Origin of the sequence: Micromonospora sp. CA-244673, from assembly GCF_050948395.1 — a bacterium.
Lineage (GTDB): Bacteria > Actinomycetota > Actinomycetes > Mycobacteriales > Micromonosporaceae > Micromonospora.
On record NZ_CP192019.1, the window covers coordinates 4,721,522 to 4,740,320 of the forward strand.

Sequence of the window (18,799 nt, forward strand, 5' to 3'; positions counted from 1 at the left end):
GCGACTACCTGAAGCGGGTGACCGCCGACCTGCACAGCACGCGACAGCGGCTGCAGGCGGTCGAGTCACGCCGGCAGGAGCCGATCGCCGTCGTCGGGATGGCCTGCCGCTACCCGGGCGGGGTCCGCACCCCGGACGACCTGTGGCGGCTGCTCGTCGCGGGCGGTGACGCCGTCGGTCCCTTCCCGACCGACCGGGGCTGGCACGTCAACGAGTTCTACGACCCGGACCCGGACCGGGCCGGGGGGATCTACGTCCGCGAGTCGGCGTTCCTCACCGACCCGGGCGGGTTCGACGCGGACTTCTTCGGGATCAACCCGCGTGAGGCGCTCACCATGGACCCGCAGCACCGGTTGCTGCTGGAGACGAGCTGGGAGGCGTTCGAGGGCGCCGGGCTCGACCCGACCCGCCTGGCCAGGGCCGCCATCGGGGTCTTCACCGGCGTGATCGCGCAGGACTACGGCCCGCGCACCCACGAGCAGGCCCGGTCGTACGAGGGCTACCTGCTGACCGGCACCACGACGAGCGTGGCGTCGGGCCGGATCGCGTACACCCTCGGGCTGGAGGGGCCGGCGGTGACACTGGACACGGCCTGCTCGTCCTCGCTGGTGGCGACCCATCTGGCCTGCCACGCGCTGCGCCAGGGCGAGATCACCATGGCGCTGGCCGGCGGCGCGACCGTCCTGCCGACGCCGCGCGCCTTCATCGAGTTCAGCCGGCAGCGCGGGCTCGCCCCCGACGGCCGGTGCAAGGCGTTCGCCGACACGGCGGACGGGACGAACTTCGCCGAGGGAGTCGGCCTGATCCTGCTGGAGCGGCTCAGTGACGCCCAGCGCAACGGCCACCCGATCCTCGCGGTCATCCGCGGCTCGGCGGTCAACCAGGACGGCGCCAGCAACGGACTGACCGCCCCCAACGGACCGTCGCAGCAGCGGGTCATCCGCCAGGCCCTGGCCAACGCCCGCCTCACCCCCACCGACATCGACGCCGTCGAGGCCCACGGCACCGGCACCACCCTCGGCGACCCCATCGAGGCCCAGGCCCTGCTCGCCACCTACGGGCAGGACCGCGAGACGCCACTCCGGCTCGGGTCGATCAAGTCCAACATCGGCCACACCCAGGCCGCCGCCGGCGTCGCCGGGATCATCAAGATGGTCCAGGCCATCCGCCACGGGACACTGCCGAGGACCCTGCACGTCGACGCGCCCTCGTCGCACGTGGACTGGACATCCGGCGCGGTCGCCCTGCTCACCGAGAACACCACCTGGCCCGACCACGACCGGCCCCGCCGCGCCGCCGTCTCCTCCTTCGGCATCAGCGGCACCAACGCCCACGTCATCATCGAACAAGCCCCGGCGTCCGACCCGATCGACGACCCGGAGCCCGGCCGACCGACCGCAACCGGTGCGACGGCAGCCCGCTCGACGGCACCGCGCCCGACAGCGGCCGGGGCCGGGAGCCGGTCGCCGGAGGCCGGCGAGCCGGCGGTCGGCGAGCTGGCGGTCGGCACCACGCCGGAGGGGCGGAATGCGGACGGCGGCGCCCCGGAGATCACCGCGCCGTGGCTGCTGTCGGCGAAGACGCCGGCGGCGCTGCGCGCCCAGGCGGCCCGGCTGGCCGGACACCTCGACGAGCACCCCGACCTCGACCCGGCCCAGGTCGCGCACGCCCTCGCCACCACCCGGACCACCTTCGCCCACCGCGCCACGATCGTCCCAGCGGCGTCGCGCCCCACCGGCACCGAGCCGCACGCCGCCGCGGACCTGATCGCCGCCCTGCACGCGCTCGCCGCCGGCCGCTCGCACCCGGCGCTGGTCACCGGCGCGGCCGGGACCGTCGGGAAGGTGGCGTTCCTCTTCACCGGCCAGGGCGCCCAGCACCCCGGCATGACCGCCGACCTGTACGCCCGCTTCCCCGTCTACGCCGCCGCCCTCGACGAGGTCTGCGCCGCGGTGGACCCGCACCTGGACCACCCACTGCGGGAAGTCATGTGCGGCGCGTCCACCGACCTCCTCGGGCAGACGCGCTACACCCAGCCGGCCCTGTTCGCCGCCGAGGTCGCCATGGTCCGGCTCCTTGACAGCTTCGGCGTCCGACCGGACCACCTCATCGGGCACTCCATCGGCGAACTCACCGCCGCGCACGTCGCCGGCGTCCTGGATCTTGACGACGCTGCCCAGCTCGTCACCACCCGCGCCCGGCTCATGCACGCCATGCCTGCCGGCGCGATGCTCGCCGTCACCTCACCCCTGGACCAGATCGAACCGGTTTTGAGCGCCCACCCCGACGTGAGCCTGGCCGGGCACAACAGCCCCACCTCACTCGTCCTCGCCGGCGACACCGACGCCATCGAGTCCATCGCCGCCCAGCTGACCGAGCAGGGTGTGCGAGCGCGGAAGCTGCACGTCGCCCACGCCTTCCACTCGGCCCACACCGACCCGATCCTCGATGACTTCCGGGAAGCCGCCGCCCGGGTCACCTACCGGCCGGCGGCGCTGCCCATCGTGTCCAACCTGACCGGACACCTCGCCACCGACGAACAACTCGCCGACCCCAACTACTGGACCCGCCACATCCGCGAGACGGTGTCCTACACCACCGGCACCGAAACCCTGCACAGCCTCGGCGTCACCCACTACATCGAAGTCGGACCGGACGCGACGCTGAGCACCCTCACCGGGGAAACCCTCACCGACATCACCACCATCGCCACCCAGCAGCGCGGACACGACGGCACCACGACACTGCTCACCGCCCTGGCCACCGCCCACACCACCGGCATCGACGTCGACTGGACACCCCTGCTCCCCAGCGAACCCGCACCCACCATTCCGCTGCCCACCTACGCGTTCCAGCACGAGCGGTACTGGCTCACCCCGCCGGCCACCGTCACCGACGCCACCGACCTCGGCCTCAACAGCGCCGGGCACCCGCTGCTCGGTGCCGCGCTCAGCCTCGCCGACGCGGACACCCACCTCTTCACCGGCCGGATCTCCACCGCCACCCACCCATGGCTCGCCAAGCACGTCATCGCCGGCACGGCCCTGCTCCCCGGCACCGCCTTTGTCGACCTCGCCCTGCACGCCGGCCACCACACCGGACACCCCCACCTGGACGACCTCACCATCGAGGCGCCGCTCGCCCTCGCCGGCCACCACGCCGTCGACCTCCAGATCGAGTTGGGGCCGCCGGACGGGGACCGCCGGCCGGTCAGCATCCACTCCCGGCCCGCCGCCGAGGAACAGGACGGGACCTGGACCCGGCACGCCAGCGGCACGCTCAGCCGTACCCCGGTCGCGCAGCAGCCGTTCCCGGCGGCGTGGCCGCCGCCGGGCGCCGCACCGGTCGAGGTGGACACGCTCTACGCCGAACTGGTGGACGCCGGCGTCGGGTACGGCCCGGCGTTCCAGGGGGTACGCGCCGCGTGGCGCGACGGCGACGTCGTCTACGCCGACGTCGTCCTCCCCGAGGAGGTGACGGACGACGGGTACGGGGTGCACCCCGCCCTGCTCGACGCCGCCCTGCACCCGATCGCGTTGGGCGCGCTGCGGGACGCCCCGCCCGGCGCGCCGCCCGCGGTGCGGCTGCCGTTCGCCTGGTCCGGGGTGAGCCTGGCCGCGACGGGGGCCCGGGAGGTGCGGGTCCGGGTCGCTCCCGCCCCGGGTGGTGCGGTCGCCGTCGCCGTGGCCGACCCGGCCGGGCAGCCCGTGGTCACCGTCGAGGCGCTGGCCATGCGGGCCGCCCCCCGCCCCGGTGAGCGGCGCGGCAGCCCCCGTGACCTGCTGGCCGTGGACTGGACGCCGCTCGGCCCGCCGGCCGGCCCCGGACCGTCCCGAATCGCGCTGGTCGGCCCGGCCGCCGTCCCCGACGGCGTCACCGACCTGCGGTACGACAGCCTCGCCGCGCTGGACGAGGCGCTCGCCGAGGGGGCGCCGCTGCCGGACGTGCTGGCGTTCGCCGCCCCCACGCCGACCGGGACGGACGTGCCGGAGGGCGCGTACGAATCGGTCCGGCAGGTCCTCGACCTGCTCCGGTCCGGGCTTGCCGACGAGCGGTACCCGGACGTGCCGCTGCTGGTGCTGACCGTGGGCTCGGTCGCGGTCGGCTCCGGGGACACCGTCGACGACCTGGGCGGCGCCGCGGTGTGGGGGCTGGTCCGCACCGCCCAGTCGGAGTACCCGGGTCGGGTGGTGGTCGCCGACCTGGACGGCCTGCCATCGTCCTGGCAGGCGCTCCCGGCGGCGCTGAGCGTCGGCGAGACGCAGCTCGCGTTCCGCGACGGGGAGGCGTACGCGCCACGGCTCGGACGGCTCACCGACGGCCAGCGGCTCACCCCGCCGGCGGGGGTGGCCGCCTGGCGGGTGGACGTGCCGGCGCCGGGCACCCTGGAGAGCCTGGAGCTGGTGCCCTGCGACGCCGACGAGCAGCCGCTCGCCCCGGGGCAGGTTCGGCTGGCCGTCCGCGCGGCCGGCCTCAACTTCCGTGACGTGCTGCTGGCGCTCGACATGTATCCGGGCAGCGCGCTGATCGGCACCGAGGCGGCGGGCGTGGTGGTCGAGGTGGCCGGCGACGTCACCGGCCTGGCCCCCGGCGACCGGGTGATGGGCCTGGTCACCGGCGGGATGGGCCCGTACGCGGTGACCGACCGGCGGCTGCTGACCCGGATGCCGCCGGGGTGGAGTTTCGCCGAGGCGGCCACCGTGCCGGTCACCTTCCTGACCGCGTACTACGGCCTGGTCGACCTGGCCGGCCTGCGCCCCGGCGAGACGCTGCTGGTGCACGCCGCCGCCGGGGGCGTCGGCATGGCCGCGCTGCAACTGGCCCGGCACTGGGGCGTCGAGGTGTACGCGACGGCCAGCCCCGGCAAGTGGCCCGCCGTACGGGGCCTCGGCGTCGCCGAGGACCACCTCGCCTCCTCCCGTACCCTCGATTTCGAGCCGGCCTTCCTGGCCGCCACCGGCGGGCGCGGCGTGGACGTGGTGCTGGACGCCCTGGCCCGCGAGTTCGTCGACGCGTCGCTGCGGCTGCTGCCGCGCGGCGGCCGGTTCATCGAGATGGGCAAGACCGACATCCGGCAGCCCGACGAGGTCGCTGCCGCGCACCCGGGCGTGGCGTACCGGGCGTTCGACATGATGGAGGCCGGCCCGGACCGGATCCAGGAGATGCTGGGCGAGCTCACCGCCCTCTTCCACCGGGGCGCGCTGCGGCCGCTGCCGTTCGCCGCCTGGGACGTGCGGGAGGCGCCCGCCGCGTTCCGCCACCTGGCGCAGGCGCGCAACGTCGGCAAGGTGGTGGTCACCCTGCCGGCGCCGCCGGACCCGGACGGCACGACGCTGGTCACCGGCGGCACGGGCACGCTCGGCCGGCTTCTCGCCGCCCATCTCGTGCGTACCGGCCGGGCCCGGCGCCTGCTGCTGGCCAGCCGGCGCGGCGCGTCGGCGCCCGGGGCGCCGGAGCTGGTCGCCGAACTGGAAGCGCTCGGGGCGACGGTCAGCGTCGCCGCCTGCGACACGGCCGACCCGGCGGCGGTCGCCGGGTTGGTCGCCGGGGTGCCCGCCGAGCATCCGCTCACCGCCGTCTACCACACCGCGGGCGTGACCGACGACGCCGCGCTGCACACCCTGCGCCCCGAGCAGCTGCGGGCGGTGTTCCGGCCCAAGGTGGACGCCGCGTGGCACCTGCACCGGGCCACCCGGCACCTGGACCTGGCCGCGTTCGTCCTCTACTCATCCATCGCCGGCACGCTGGGCGGCCCGGGGCAGGGCAACTACGCGGCGGCGAACGCGTTCCTCGACGCGCTGGCGGAGCGCCGCCGGGCGGCCGGCCTGCCGGGCACCGCGCTGGCCTGGGGGCTGTGGGCCGACACCAGCGGCATCACCGGTCAGCTCGACGCCACCGACCAGGCCCGGATCGCGCGCAGCGGCCTGCGCCCGCTCTCCGCGCCGGCCGCGCTCGACCTGCTCGACGCGGCGGTGGCCGGCGGCCGGCCGGCGCTGGTGCCGGCCGCGCTCGACCTCGCCGCGCTGCGCGCCCGGGCCGCCGCCGGACCGCTCCCGGGGATGCTGCGCGACCTGGTCCGCGGCACGGGCCGGCGGGCCGCCGCGGGCGCCGGTGGATCCGACGGGCTGGCCGGGAGGCTGGCCCGGCTCGCCGCCGACGAGCGCCGCCCGTACCTGCTCGGGGTGGTCCGCACCGAGATCGCCGCGGTGCTCGGGCATCCGGACGCGGGTGCGGTCGACCCGCGGCGCCCGTTCAAGGACCTCGGGCTGGACTCGTTGACCGCGGTGGAGCTGCGCAACCGGCTCAACGCCGCCACCGGGCTGCGGCTGCCGGCGACGCTCGTCTTCGACCATCCGACCGCCGAGGCGCTCGCCGGGCACCTGCACGAGTTGACCGACCCGGGCACCGGGCCGGCCACCACGGCGGCCCCGGTCACCACGGCGACCGACGAGCCGATCGCCGTGGTCGGCATGGCCTGCCGGTTCCCCGGCGGCGCGGACTCGGCCGACGCGCTGTGGCGGTTGGTGGCCGACGGCGTCGACGCCATGTCCACGTTCCCCACCAACCGGGGCTGGCCGGTCGACGGTCTCTACAGCCCCGACCGGGACCGGATCGGCACCACGTACACGCGGCACGGCGGCTTCGTCCACGACGCCGACGTGTTCGACGCCGACTTCTTCGGGATCAACCCGCGGGAGGCGGCCGCCATGGACCCGCAGCAGCGGCTGCTCCTGGAGACGGCCTGGGAGACCCTCGAACACGCGGGCATCGACCCGGCGGCCCTGCGGGCCACCCCCACCGGCGTGTTCACCGGCGTCGTCGCCCAGCACTACGCCCCCACCACCCAGCACGGCGCCTCGGAGGTGGCCGGCTACCTGATGACCGGCAACACCACCAGCGTCGCCTCGGGCCGGGTGGCGTACGCGCTGGGGTTGGAGGGGCCGGCGGTGACCGTGGACACCGCATGCTCGTCGTCGCTGGTGGCCACCCACCTGGCGGTGCAGGCCCTGCGCAGCGGCGAGTGCACCCTCGCGCTGGCCGGCGGCGCCACCGTCATGGCCACGCCGGAGATCTTCCTCGAGTTCAGCCGGCAGCGGGGCCTGTCGCCGGACGGCCGGTGCAAGTCGTTCGCGGACGCGGCGGACGGCACCGGCTGGGGCGAGGGCGCCGGGCTGATCCTGCTGGAGCGGCTCAGCGACGCCCGCCGCAACGGCCGGCGGATCCTCGCCGTGATCCGCGGCTCGGCGGTCAACCAGGACGGCGCGAGCAACGGGCTGACCGCGCCGAACGGGCCGTCCCAGCAGCGGGTGATCCGCCAGGCGCTCGCCGCCGCCGGCCTCGGCCCGGCCGACGTGGACGCCGTGGAGGCGCACGGCACCGGCACCACACTGGGCGACCCGATCGAGGCGCAGGCGCTGCTCGCCACGTACGGCCAGCAGCGCGCCGGTGACGAGCCGCTCTGGCTCGGCTCGATCAAGTCGAACATCGGGCACACCCAGGCGGCCGCCGGGGTCGCCGGCATCATCAAGGTGGTCCAGGCGCTGCGCCACGCGGTGCTGCCCCGCACCCTGCACGTCGACCGGCCCAGCGGCCACGTCGACTGGGACGCCGGCGCGGTGGCCCTGCTCACCGAGGCCCGGCGGTGGCCGGAGCAGGGCCGGCCGCGCCGCGCGGCCGTCTCCTCGTTCGGGATCAGCGGCACGAACGCGCACATCGTCCTGGAGCAGGCCCCGGAGCCGGAAAAGGTGGCCGCAGCGGCGGCGTCCGTGCCGCTGCCGTGGCTGCTCTCCGCGAAGACCCCCGCCGGGCTGCGGGACCAGGCCGCGCGACTCGTCGGGTACGTCGCCCGGCGGCCCGAGGTGGACCGGGTGGCCATCGGCGCCGCGCTGGCCGGCGGCCGGGCGGTGTTCGCGCACCGCGCCGCCGTGCTGCCGACCCCGGACCCGACCGAGGCGCTGCGCGCGCTCGCCGAGGACCGGCCGCATCCCGCGCTGCTCCAGCACACCGCCTCCCACAGCGGCCGGACCGTGTTCGTGTTCCCCGGCCAGGGCGGCCAATGGCTCGGCATGGGCCGCGAACTCGCCACCCACAGCGACGTGTTCGCCGCTCACCTCGACGCCTGCGCCGATGCGCTGCGCCCCTACGTCGACTGGGACCTGCACGCCGTGCTGCACGACGACGACCCCGACTGGCTCACCCGCGTCGACGTGGTCCAACCCGTGCTGTTCGCCGTCATGACCGGCCTCGCCGCCGTCTGGCGGCACCACGGCATCACCCCCGACGCCGTCATCGGCCACTCCCAAGGCGAAATCGCCGCCGCCCACACCGCCGGGGCGCTCACCCTCGACGACGCCGCGAAGATCGTCGCCCTACGCGCCCGATCACTGACGGCACTCATCGGACACGGTGACATGGCCTCCCTCGCCCTACCCGCCGACCAAGTCACCGAACTCCTGCACACCATCACGACCGCCGACGAATCCGCCGTCACCGCCGACGGACCCGACGCCACCCCTCGGGCCTACATCGCCACCGTCAACGGACCCAACGCCACCGTCATCGCCGGCGACCCCGACGCCGTCGCCGCGATCGTGGCCCACTGCAAGGACCGCGACATCCCCGCCCGGATCCTGCCGGTCGGCTACGCCTCCCACACCCCGCACGTCGAAGCACTGCACGACGAAATCCTCGCCGCCCTCGACGGCATCACCCCCACCCCCACCGATGTCGCCTTCTACTCCACCTACACCGGCGACCGCATCGACACCGACACCCTCACCAGCGACTACTGGTACGACAACCTCCGCCACCCCGTGCAGTTCCAGACCGCCACCGAAGCACTCCTGCGCGACGGCCACACCACCTTCATCGAACTCAGCCCCCACCCCGTCCTCATCCAACCCATCGAGGACACCGCCGACCAGCGCGACATCATCGCCCTACCCAGCATGCGCCGCGACACCACCGGCCAACTCACCACCGCCCTGGCCACCGCACACACCCACGGCCTCCCGGTGAACTGGCAGCCGCTGCTGCCCGCCGTGATCCCGCCGATCGACCTGCCGTCGTACCCGTTCCAGCGGCGGCGCTACTGGCTCACCACCCGGGCCGCCGCCGGGGAGCCGGCCGACCTGGGCCAGGGCGCGGCCGACCATCCCCTCCTCGCCGCGGCGATCGAGCTGCCCGACCAGGAGGGAGTGCTGTTCACCGGCCGGCTCACCCTCGACCGGCAGCCGTGGATCCCCGACCACGCCGTCACCGACACCGTCCTGCTGCCCGGCACCGCGTACGTCGACCTGGCCCTGCACGCCGGCCACCACACCGGACACCCGCACCTGGACGAGCTGACCATCGAGGCGCCGCTCACCCTCGACGCCGACAGCGACGTGCAGCTCCAGGTCGAGGTGCGCGCGCCCGACGACACCGGCCGGCGCGCCGTCACCATCCGCTCCCGGTGCGACGGTCAGGAGTGGACGCGGCACGCCACCGGCATCCTCACCACCACCCCCGCCCCGGCGGAACCGGGCGCCGGGCCGGCCGAATGGCCGCCCACCACGGCCACCCCCGTCGACGTGACGACCGCCTACCCCGACCTGGCGACGGCCGGTCTCGGGTACGGGCCGGCGTTCCAGGGCGTCCGGGCGGTCTGGCGGGACAGCGACGACGTGCACGCCGAGGTCCGCCTCCCCGACGAGGTCGACGTCGACGGGTACGGCATCCACCCGGCGCTGCTGGACGCCGCCCTGCACCCGCTCGCGCTGACCGGCGACGCCGACGGCCTCCGGCTGCCGTTCGCGTGGACCGGCGTCGCCCTGCACGCCACCCGGTCCCGGGAACTGCGGGTACGGCTCGTCGCCACGGGACCGGACACCGTCCGGGTGACCGCCACGGACCCCGCCGGCGCGCCGGTCGTGACGGTGGCCGGGCTGACCGTCCGCCCCATGCCGGCCGAGCAGCTACGGCACGCCGGCAGCCAGAATCTGCTCCACCGGGTGACCTGGTCGCCGGCGGTCACCACCGGCGCGCTCCCGCCGGCCGTGCCGCCGGTCCTCGATCTGGACGGCCTGGCGGCTCTCCTGGCCGCGGCCGAGCCCGTGCCGGAGACCGTCCTCGTCCGGGCCACCGCTCAGGAGGCGACGGGTGAGCCGGCAGCCGTGCACGAGGTGGTCGAGCGGACCGTGGCCGCGCTGCAGGCGTGGCTGCGGGAGGACCGCGCCGCCGACAGCCGGCTGGTCGTGCTGACCCGGCAGGCCGTGGCGGCCCGTCCCGGCGACGCGGTGTCGGACCTGGCCGGGGCGGCGCTGTGGGGGCTGCTCCGCAGCGCCCAGGTCGAGCACCCGGACCGGTTCGTCGTGGTCGACACGGACGACCACCCGCGCAGCGCGGAGGCGCTGCGGGCGGCGGCGGCGACCGACGAACCGCAACTGGCGGTACGCGAGGGCGCGCTGCTGGCCCCCCGGCTGGCCCGGTACCGGGCCGTCGAGGCCGCGGCTCCCGCCGCGCTGGATCCGGAGGGGACGGTGCTGATCACCGGCGGCACCGGCACCCTCGGCGCCCTCCTCGCCGAACACCTCACCACCACCGGCCGCACCCGACACCTCCTCCTCGCCAGCCGCCGCGGCCCCCACGCCCCCGGAGCCCCCGAACTCACCACCCGGCTGCAAAACCTCGGCGCCACCGTCACCACCATCGCCTGCGACACCACCGACCCCCACCAGGTGCAATCACTCCTCGCCGGCATCCCCACCGAACACCCCCTCACCGCCGTCTTCCACACCGCCGGCACCCTGCACGACGCCACCCTCACCACCCTCACCCCCCAACACATCCACACCGTCCTCCAACCCAAAATCGACACCGCCTGGCACCTGCACCACGCCACCCTCGACCTCGACCTAGCCGCGTTCGTCCTCTACTCGTCGGCCGCCGGCACCCTCGGCAGCCCCGGACAAGCCCACTACGCCGCCGCCAACACCTACCTCGACGCCCTCGCCCACCACCGCCACACCCACGGCCTCCCCGCCACCGCCCTCGCCTGGGGCTACTGGCAACAAACCACCGGCATGACCAACCACCTCACCACCACCGACCAACACCGGCTAGCACGCACCGGACTCCTCCCCATACCCACCGACCACGCCCACGCCCTACTCGACGCCGCCCTGGCGTCGGGGCAGCCGGCGCTGGTGCCGGTCGCGCTCCACCTGGCCGCCCTGCGCACCGGCCCGGTGCCGGCGATCCTGCGGGGCCTGCTGCCCGAGTCCCGCCGCCCGGTGGCCCCCCAGGTGGCGCTGGCCGATCGGCTCGGCGCACTGGCGGAGCCCGAGCGGCTGCCCTACCTGCTCGGGCTGGTACGCGAGCAGATCGCGACCGTCCTCGGGCACACCGATCCGCAGGCCGTCGAGCCGCAGCGCACGTTCAAGGACCTCGGGTTCGACTCGCTCACCGCGGTCGAACTGCGCAACCGGCTCAACGCCGCCACCGGGCTGCGGCTGCCGGCCACGCTGGTCTTCGACCACCCCACGGCGGACGCCCTGGCCACGTACCTGCTGGCCCGGATCCCGGTGACCGGGGACGGCCGCCCCGGGGACGTGCTCGACGAACTCGCCCGGCTGGACCGGGTGCTGGCCGAGGCCACCCTCGACGAGGCCACCTTCCAGGAGGTGCGGAACCGCCTGCAGCGGAGGTTGGCGCTGCTGGGCAAGCGGTGGGAGGCCGCCGAGGACGGCGATCTGGACGGCCGGATCAACACCGCGTCGACCACGGAGATCTTCGACTTCATCGACCAGGAGCTGGGCCGGAAGGTGGGGTGACGGTGGCGGGGGCGCGCAGCCCCCGTACACGGTCAGGCCCGGGGTGTCGCCACCCCGGGCCTGATGTCGCCGTGCGGGACCTCCGGCTCAGCGGCGCACGGGCGGGTCCGCCCGCCCGGGGTCCTCACCGGAGGTGAGCCGCGTCGAGCCGGTGAGGGCCGCCCAGGCCCGCCGCTCCCGGCGGCTCAGCGGCGGCGCCGGCCGGTAGCCGGGACGGGGGTCGGGCGTGTACCGCCCGCCGTCAGGATCGCGGCGCGGTGCCGGGACGGTCGGGGGCGAGTTCCGCCCGGCCGGGCCCGCGGCGGGAGGAGCCCAGCCGGGCGGCGGGCCGCCGGCCGGTGTGGTCCACCCGTCGGGCGGGCCCGCCACGATGCCGCCGGGCGACGCGAGCGGAACCCAGCCGCTCATCGTCACGGCGAAGTGGGGCAGGGCCGCCCAGTACTCGCGCCACCAGGCGCGCAGCGCCGAAGAGACCCGGTTCGGGCGGCTCACTAGGCACGCTCGCCGGACACCTTGAAGCCGCCGAACTTGCCCGCCTTGACCTTGCCCGACAGCTCGGTGCCGTGCACGGCCAGGTGAAAGGTGACGGTCATCTTCAGGTGCGGCAGCTTGGCCTTGAACTGCAGGGCGTCGCCGTCGACCGTGCCGTCGAAGATCTCCGTCGACAGGTTCTGGCCGGTGTTGACCATCGTGCCGGTCACCGTGCCCGCGTCCTCCACGAGATCGACGGACACCTGCTGGCGACCCATCGGCGACTCGATCACCAGGTTCCACTTACCGTCCACGCTCATCGTGGGCCTCCAATCCGTGCCGGGCGACGGGTTCGACCGGGCGGCGTAGGGGGCCATCGTGCGGGACCGGGCCAAAGGCAGCTTGAAGCGCGCGTTGGGGTCGCGCGGAGGTCAGCCGGACCCGCGGCGGGCGCCCGCCGGGTGGGCCGTGCGGTGCGGCACGGTCGGGGTGGCCACGGGTACGGCGATGGCGGCGAGCACGAGGCCGTGCCGGGCGAGCCACCGGCCGGTGAAGCCGGTGAGCGGGCGGCCGTCGGCCAGGGTCGGCGGCGGCACCAGCAGCCGGGCCCGGAAGGTGCCGGCCGCCTCGATCCTCACGTCGGCCTCCTCGAAGTCCAGCCAGCGCCCGGTCAGCGGGAACCAGGCCTTGTAGACCGACTCCTTGACGCTGAACAGCAGCCGGTCCCAGCACACCGCCGGGTCGTGCCGCAGCAGCTCGGCGACGCGCGCCCGCTCGCCGGGCAGGGAGATCGAGTCGAGCACCCCGGTGGGGAGCGGTTCGTTCGGCTCCGCGTCGATGCCGGCGCTGAGCAGGGTGCCGTCGCGGGCGGCGACGGCGGCCCGGTAGCCGGTGCAGTGGGTGATGCTGCCGACCGTGCCGTCCGGCCAGAGGGGTTCCCGGCGCGTTCCGGCCGGCAGTGCGACGGGGGGTACGCCCAGCTCGGCGAGGGCCCGGCGGGCGAGATGCCGGCCGGTGGTGAACTCCCGGCGCCGCTTCTCCAGCGCGCCGGCCACCAGCGCCTCCTCGGCCGGGAACAGGCGGGCGTCCGGCGGGTCCCCGTACGCCTCGGCCGCGGCGACCCCGGCCGGCAGCAGCTCCCCGATCACCGGACCGGCTCCGGCAGGAGCACCCGGCGCACCGGTCGGGGCGGGGTGGCGCGCCGCCGCCACTCGCGGGGGTAGCCCAGCGAGACCTCCTCGAAGCGCACGCCGTCGTGGACGGTCGTGCGCGGGATGTGCAGGTGGCCGTAGACCACGGCGGCGGCGTGGTGACGCAGGTGCCAGTCGGCGGTCAGCTCGGTGCCGCACCACTGCGCGAACTCGGGATAGCGCAGGATCCGGGTCGGTTCCCGGACCAGCGGGAAGTGGTTGATCAGCACGGTCGGGACGGCGGGGTCCAGCGCGGCCAGCCGGCGTCCGGTCTCGGCCACCCGGGCCCAGCACCAGGCCTCCCGGCTCGGGTACGGGTCGGGGTGCAGCAGCATCTCGTCGGTGCAGACCACACCGGCGGCGTACGCCCGCTCCAGCGAGTCGGCCTTCGTCGTGGCGCCCGGGGCGCGGAACGAGTAGTCGTAGAGCAGGAAGAGCGGCACGAGGGCCACCGGGCCGCCCGCACCGGTCCAGATCAGGTAGTCGTCCTCCGGGGTGCGGATGCCCAGCTCGCGGCAGAGCCGCACCAGCTCCCGGTAGCGCGCCTCGCCGCGCAACTGCACCGGGTCCTCCCGGGGCGTCCACAGCTCGTGGTTGCCCGGCGCCCAGACCACCGTGGCGAACCGGCTGCTGAGCAGGGTGAGCGCCCACTCGACGTCGCCGAAGAGCTCGCCGACGTCGCCGGCGACGATCAGGCAGTCGTCGTCCGTCTCCGGACGCAGGCCGGCCACCACGTCGCGATTCTCCTGGTACGCGACGTGCAGGTCGCTGACCGCGAGCAGGTTGCCGGTGCGGGGTCGCCCCACGTCGTTCACCTCCCGGTGCTGTGGTGGGTCCCGACGCTAGTGACGGGGGTGCGACGCGCCAACCCCCTAGTCGCCCCTAACCGGCGCGGGGTCCCGCAGCAGCGTCTTCTGCACCTTGCCGAGCGCGTTGCGCGGCAGCCGGTCGACCAGGTGCACCCGGCGGGGTCGCTTGTGCACGGACAGGTGCCGGGCGACGAAGTCGATGAGCTGCTGCGGCTCGGCCCCGTCGGCCACCACGTACGCGGTGATCTCCTCGCCCAGGTCGGGGTGCGGGGCGCCGACCACGGCGGCCTCGGTGACCGCCGGGTGGGCCAGCAGCGCGTCCTCGACCTCGCCGGCGCCGACCCGGTAGCCGCCGGTCTTGATCAGGTCGATCGAGGCGCGCCCGACGATCCGGTGCCAGCCGTCGGGCCCGATCACCGCGATGTCGCCGGTGTCGAACCAGCCGTCCGGCATGGGCACCGGCTCGCGGTTGAGGTAGCCGCTGAACAGGGTCGGCCCGCGGACCTGGAGGCGGCCGATGGAGCTGCCGTCGGCCGGCACGGGCGTGCCCGCGTCGTCCACCAGGCGGGTCCGCACGCCGGACAGCGGCAGCCCGACCTGGCCCGCGCGGCGGTCGCCCGCGGCGCGTCCGCTGACGGTGATCAGCGTCTCGGTCATCCCGTACCGCTCCAGCGGCGGCTGGCCGCACCAGGCGGCGAGGCGGTGGAAGACCGGCACCGGCAGGGCGGCGCTGCCGGACACCAGCAGGCGGGCCGGGCGCAGCGCCCGGGCGGCGGCGGGGTCGGCGGCGATCCGGGACCACACGGTGGGGACGCCGAAGTAGAGCGAGCCGCCGGCTGCCGCGTACGCCTGCGGGGTGGGCCGCCCGGTGTGCACGAGCCGGCAGCCGATGCGCAGCGGGCCGAGCAGGCCCAGCACCAGACCGTGCACGTGGAACAGGGGCAGCCCGTGGACCAGCACGTCGTCGGCGGTCCACCGCCAGGCTTCGGCGAGGGCGTCGAGGCCGGCCGCGACGGCGGCGTGCGGGATCACCGCGCCCTTGGGCGCGCCGGTGGTGCCGCTGGTGTAGAGGATCAGGGCGGGCTGCTGCGGGCCGGGCGGCGCCCAGTCGACGTCGGCCCGGCCAGCCCGCTCGATGGGCAGCCCCGGCGGCTCGCCGTCGGCGGCCGGCTCCCGGTCGCCGGTGAGCAGCAGCGCCGCGCCGGAGTCGCGGAGGATGTGCCCCCGCTCGGCGGGGCCCGCGTCCGGCGGCACCGGGACGACCGGCACGCCGGCCAGCAGCCCGGCGACCACCGCGACGGCGGTGGTCACGGTGGGCTCCGCCCGGACCGCCACGGCCGGTGCGCCGCGGATGTCCCGGGCCACCGACCCGGCCCAGCCGAGCAGCTCCTGCCGGGACAGGTCCCGGCCGCGCAGGCGCAGCGCGGCCGGGTGGTCGGCGCCGGCGTGCAGGGCGTCGAGCAGCATGCGGATCAGGCTCCCTGGACGGCGGGCGCGGCGGGTCCACGCGCCACGGACGACACGCTACTCGGCGACCCGGGTGCGGCGGGTCCAGCGGAACACCACCGGCTCGCCGTCGGCCGGGACGACACCGTCGTGCTCGAAGTGCTCGTAGCCGCCGTTGTGCGCGAGCTTGACCTTCTGGTCGGTGGGGGCGAGCCGCTGCGACCGCCACTCCGGCGGCAGGTGCCGCGGTCCGCCCTCGAGGACGACGTCGATGAGCCGGGCTGCCTCCGCCGCCCGGCCGATGGGGTCGAGACCGTCGTACGGGGCGGGACAGGTGCTGGTGGGCTGCGAAATGTCAGTCATCACGAGAACCTTTCACCTCAATGTCGCCGCACCGCATTCGGCGGCGTCGGCGGCAATTCGCCGAATGTGTGGACCGGTGACGTGGACGTGTTTTCCCGGACGGGGACGAACCTCGAACGACGGTGGTCGAGCCACGGGTAACGCGTGGTCAGCGGGCTGTCGGCGGCGGGGCGGACCGGATTCGTCCGACCCCGACCAGGGCTCAAGTTAGCCAGATCACACAGCCCCGCCAACCCTTATCCGCACCCCTACCGGAAATGCTGGTCGGTCGATGGCCGCGCATTGCCGCGGCTTTAGTCCGCCGCCTCATGCTGGCGCGGGTGCGGCGACTGTCCGACCACATTTCCGGCGTCGATCGCCGCGTCCGCCGCGCTGAAGCTGAGGAGTGCGCATGACCGTCACCGTCGTGTCCCCCGCCGTCGGCGTCGAGGCGACCACCGATCCGCGGCATCCCCTGGTCCGGCTCGGCCAACTGTTCGACCCGGGCACCATGTCGGTGTTCCGACCCGCCGACGAGGCCGGGGTCGCCGTGGCGACCGGCCGGATCGCGGGCGCCCGTGCGGTGGCGTACTGCACCGACGCCACCCGGATGGGGGGCGCGCTGGGGGCGCGCGGGGCCCGCAACATCGTCGAGGCGATCCACCTGGCCCTGCACCGGGGTTGCCCGGTCGTCGGGCTGTGGCACTCCGGGGGCGCGAAGCTCGCCGACGGCATCGAGTCGATGGACGGCGTCGGGCAGATGTTCGCCGCGATGATCCGCGCCTCGGGCCGGGTCCCGCAGCTCTCCGTCGTCCTCGGTCCCGCGGCCGGCGCGGCCGCGTACGGGCCGGCCCTGACCGACCTGGTCATCCTCTCCGCGACCAACGGCCGGCTCTTCGTCACCGGGCCGGACGTGGTCCGCCGGGTGACCGGCGAACAGGTCGACATGGAGACCCTCGGCGGCGCCGGGACGCACAGCCGGTCGTCCGGGGTGGCCCACGTCATCGCCGACTCCGAGGCCGACGCCTACCAGCGGGCCCGCCGGTTCACCGCGCTCCTCGCGCATCCCGGCGTCGTCGACCCCACCGCCGTCGCCGAGCCACGCGACCTGCGGGCGTTGCTGCCCGAGACGGCCCGCCGGGCGTACGACGTGCGGCCGCTGGTCCGCGCCATCGTCGACCGGGACTTCGAAGAGTCGCAGCCCCGGTGGGCGCGCAACATCGTGACCGGGCTCGGCCGGCTGGGCGGGCGGGCCATCGGCGTCATCGCCAACAACCCGCTTTACAAGGGTGGCTGCCTGGACTCGCTGTCGGCCGAGAAGGCGTCACGGTTCGTGCGGATGTGCGACTCGTTCGGGGTGCCGCTGCTGGTGATCGTCGACGTGCCGGGCTACCTCCCCGGGGTGGGCCAGGAGAGCGGCGGGGTGGTCCGGCGCGGCGCGAAGCTGCTGCACGCCTTCGGCGAGGCGGTGGTGCCCCGGGTCACGCTGATCACCCGCAAGTCGTACGGCGGCGCGTACATCGCCATGAACTCCCGCTCGCTCGGCGCCAGCGCGGTGCTGGCCTGGCCCGACGCCGAGGTGGCGGTGATGGGCGCGCAGGCGGCGGTGGAGGTCCTGCACCGCCGGGCGCTCGCCGCGGCCTCCGACGAGGAACGGCCGGCCCTGCTGACCCGGCTGGTCGCCGCCCACGAGGTCGAGGCGGGCGGGCTGGACCGGGGGCTGTCGCTCGGTGTGGTCGACGAGATCATCGAGCCGGCGGACACCCGGCGCCGGGTGGCGGAGGCGATCGCGGCCGCGCCGGCCCGTCGCGGCCACCACGGCAACATCCCGCTGTGAGGCGACGGCTCCCGCCGCCCGGCCGGGCGGCGGGAGCCGTCCCCGTCAGGGCAGGGAGACGCCGCCGTCCACGTTGAGCAGGTTTCCCGTGATCCAGGAGCCGGCGGGCGAGGCGAGGAAGACCACCGCGGCGGCCACGTCGTCCGCGGTGCCGAGCCGGCGCAGCGGCAGGGTGTCGCGCATGTTGCCGAACACGTCGGCGCTCTCCTGCGACGACATGCCCATCATGTTCACGGCCACGCCCTCGGTGGGGATCGGGCCGGGGCCGATGGCGTTGACCCGGATGCCGTGCGGCCCCCACTCCCGCGCCCAGGAGCGGGTCAGCGAGAGGATGGCCGACTTCGCCGCCCCGGCCGGCGAGTAGAGCGGGAAGCCCCGCTCCGGGTCCGGCATCAGGATCGAGACGATGGAACCGCCGCCGGCGGCGATCATGTCGCGGACGAATGCCTGGCTGACGTGGAACGTGCCGAAGAGATCGATGTCCACCACGGTGCGGAAGCCCCGCGCGCTGACCTTCTCGGCCGCCATCCGGAAGTTGCCGGCCGCGTTGTTCACCACCAGGGACACCGGGCCCAGCTGATCGCGGACGCCGCGGGCCAGGGCCCGCACGGCCCCCTCCTCGCGTACGTCGCAGGGCACCGCCACGCAGGTGCCGCCGGTGTCGACCTTGAGCGCCTCGGCCGCCGCGGCGAGCCGTTCGGCGTTGCGGGAGGCGATCGCCACCGTGGCGCCGTGGCGAAGCAGGGCCCGGCTGATGCCGTACCCGATGCCGGTGCCGCCGCCGGTCACCACCGCGACCTGGCCGGCCAGCGCGTCCGGCGCGAAGACCTGTCGTTCCGTCACGTCAACCCCTTCCTCGGTCCGGGCGTGCGGCCGCGGACCAGCTCCACA

9 protein-coding genes are annotated in these 18,799 nt (G+C 75.3%); 2 read left to right on the forward strand and 7 right to left on the reverse strand.

Annotated elements, in window-relative coordinates; all coding sequences use genetic code 11:
* Positions 1 to 17 precede the first annotated feature (17 nt).
* The gene (locus ACQP12_RS21590; protein ID WP_433289361.1) at positions 18 to 11,813 is read left to right on the forward strand and encodes an SDR family NAD(P)-dependent oxidoreductase; all 11,796 of its coding nucleotides are present in this window, start codon (positions 18 to 20) and stop codon (positions 11,811 to 11,813) included.
* An 87-nt stretch (positions 11,814 to 11,900) separates the two neighbouring features.
* Here the strand turns inward: ACQP12_RS21590 and ACQP12_RS21595 are convergent, their stop codons facing one another.
* From ACQP12_RS21595 to ACQP12_RS21620, 6 genes are all read right to left on the reverse strand, one after another.
* Positions 11,901 to 12,305 (reverse strand): hypothetical protein, encoded by a 405-nt coding sequence (locus ACQP12_RS21595; RefSeq protein ID WP_433281466.1) that lies wholly within the window; start codon positions 12,303 to 12,305, stop codon positions 11,901 to 11,903.
* Complete coding sequence (locus tag ACQP12_RS21600) at positions 12,305 to 12,604, reverse strand: hypothetical protein (protein WP_357951212.1); 300 nt, start codon at positions 12,602 to 12,604, stop codon at positions 12,305 to 12,307. The genes ACQP12_RS21595 and ACQP12_RS21600 overlap by 1 nt, the downstream gene beginning before the upstream one ends.
* A gap of 111 nt (positions 12,605 to 12,715) precedes the next feature.
* Positions 12,716 to 13,432: a 4'-phosphopantetheinyl transferase family protein gene (locus tag ACQP12_RS21605; protein WP_433281468.1), complete on the reverse strand. Its 717-nt coding sequence runs from the start codon at positions 13,430 to 13,432 to the stop codon at positions 12,716 to 12,718.
* Positions 13,429 to 14,280, reverse strand: coding sequence for a metallophosphoesterase family protein (locus tag ACQP12_RS21610; RefSeq protein WP_433281470.1), 852 nt, complete (start codon positions 14,278 to 14,280; stop codon positions 13,429 to 13,431). The genes ACQP12_RS21605 and ACQP12_RS21610 overlap by 4 nt, the downstream gene beginning before the upstream one ends.
* Before the next feature lie 66 nt (positions 14,281 to 14,346).
* Complete coding sequence (locus ACQP12_RS21615; RefSeq protein ID WP_433281472.1) at positions 14,347 to 15,750, reverse strand: AMP-binding protein; 1,404 nt, start codon at positions 15,748 to 15,750, stop codon at positions 14,347 to 14,349.
* A gap of 57 nt (positions 15,751 to 15,807) precedes the next feature.
* On the reverse strand, positions 15,808 to 16,092 hold the full coding sequence (locus tag ACQP12_RS21620) for a DUF5988 family protein (protein WP_433281474.1): 285 nt from the start codon (positions 16,090 to 16,092) through the stop codon (positions 15,808 to 15,810).
* A 391-nt stretch (positions 16,093 to 16,483) separates the two neighbouring features.
* Here ACQP12_RS21620 and ACQP12_RS21625 point away from each other — a divergent pair, with 391 nt between their 5' ends.
* Positions 16,484 to 17,908, forward strand: a complete 1,425-nt coding sequence (locus ACQP12_RS21625) for an acyl-CoA carboxylase subunit beta (protein ID WP_433281476.1) — start codon at positions 16,484 to 16,486, stop codon at positions 17,906 to 17,908.
* A gap of 45 nt (positions 17,909 to 17,953) precedes the next feature.
* Here the strand turns inward: ACQP12_RS21625 and ACQP12_RS21630 are convergent, their stop codons facing one another.
* Positions 17,954 to 18,751 carry an SDR family oxidoreductase gene (locus ACQP12_RS21630; RefSeq protein ID WP_433281478.1) on the reverse strand — a complete coding sequence of 266 codons (798 nt, stop codon included), beginning with the start codon at positions 18,749 to 18,751 and terminating at the stop codon, positions 17,954 to 17,956.
* Between the last annotated feature and the right edge of the window lie 48 nt (positions 18,752 to 18,799).

Coding starts and splice junctions, on each gene's coding strand:
- ACQP12_RS21625 (WP_433281476.1), top strand. CDS start 16,484: ATGACCGTCACCGTCGTGTCCCCCGCCGTCGGCGTCGAGGCGACCACC.
- ACQP12_RS21600 (WP_357951212.1), bottom strand. CDS start 12,604: ATGAGCGTGGACGGTAAGTGGAACCTGGTGATCGAGTCGCCGATGGGT.
- ACQP12_RS21615 (WP_433281472.1), bottom strand. CDS start 15,750: ATGCTGCTCGACGCCCTGCACGCCGGCGCCGACCACCCGGCCGCGCTG.
- ACQP12_RS21620 (WP_433281474.1), bottom strand. CDS start 16,092: ATGACTGACATTTCGCAGCCCACCAGCACCTGTCCCGCCCCGTACGAC.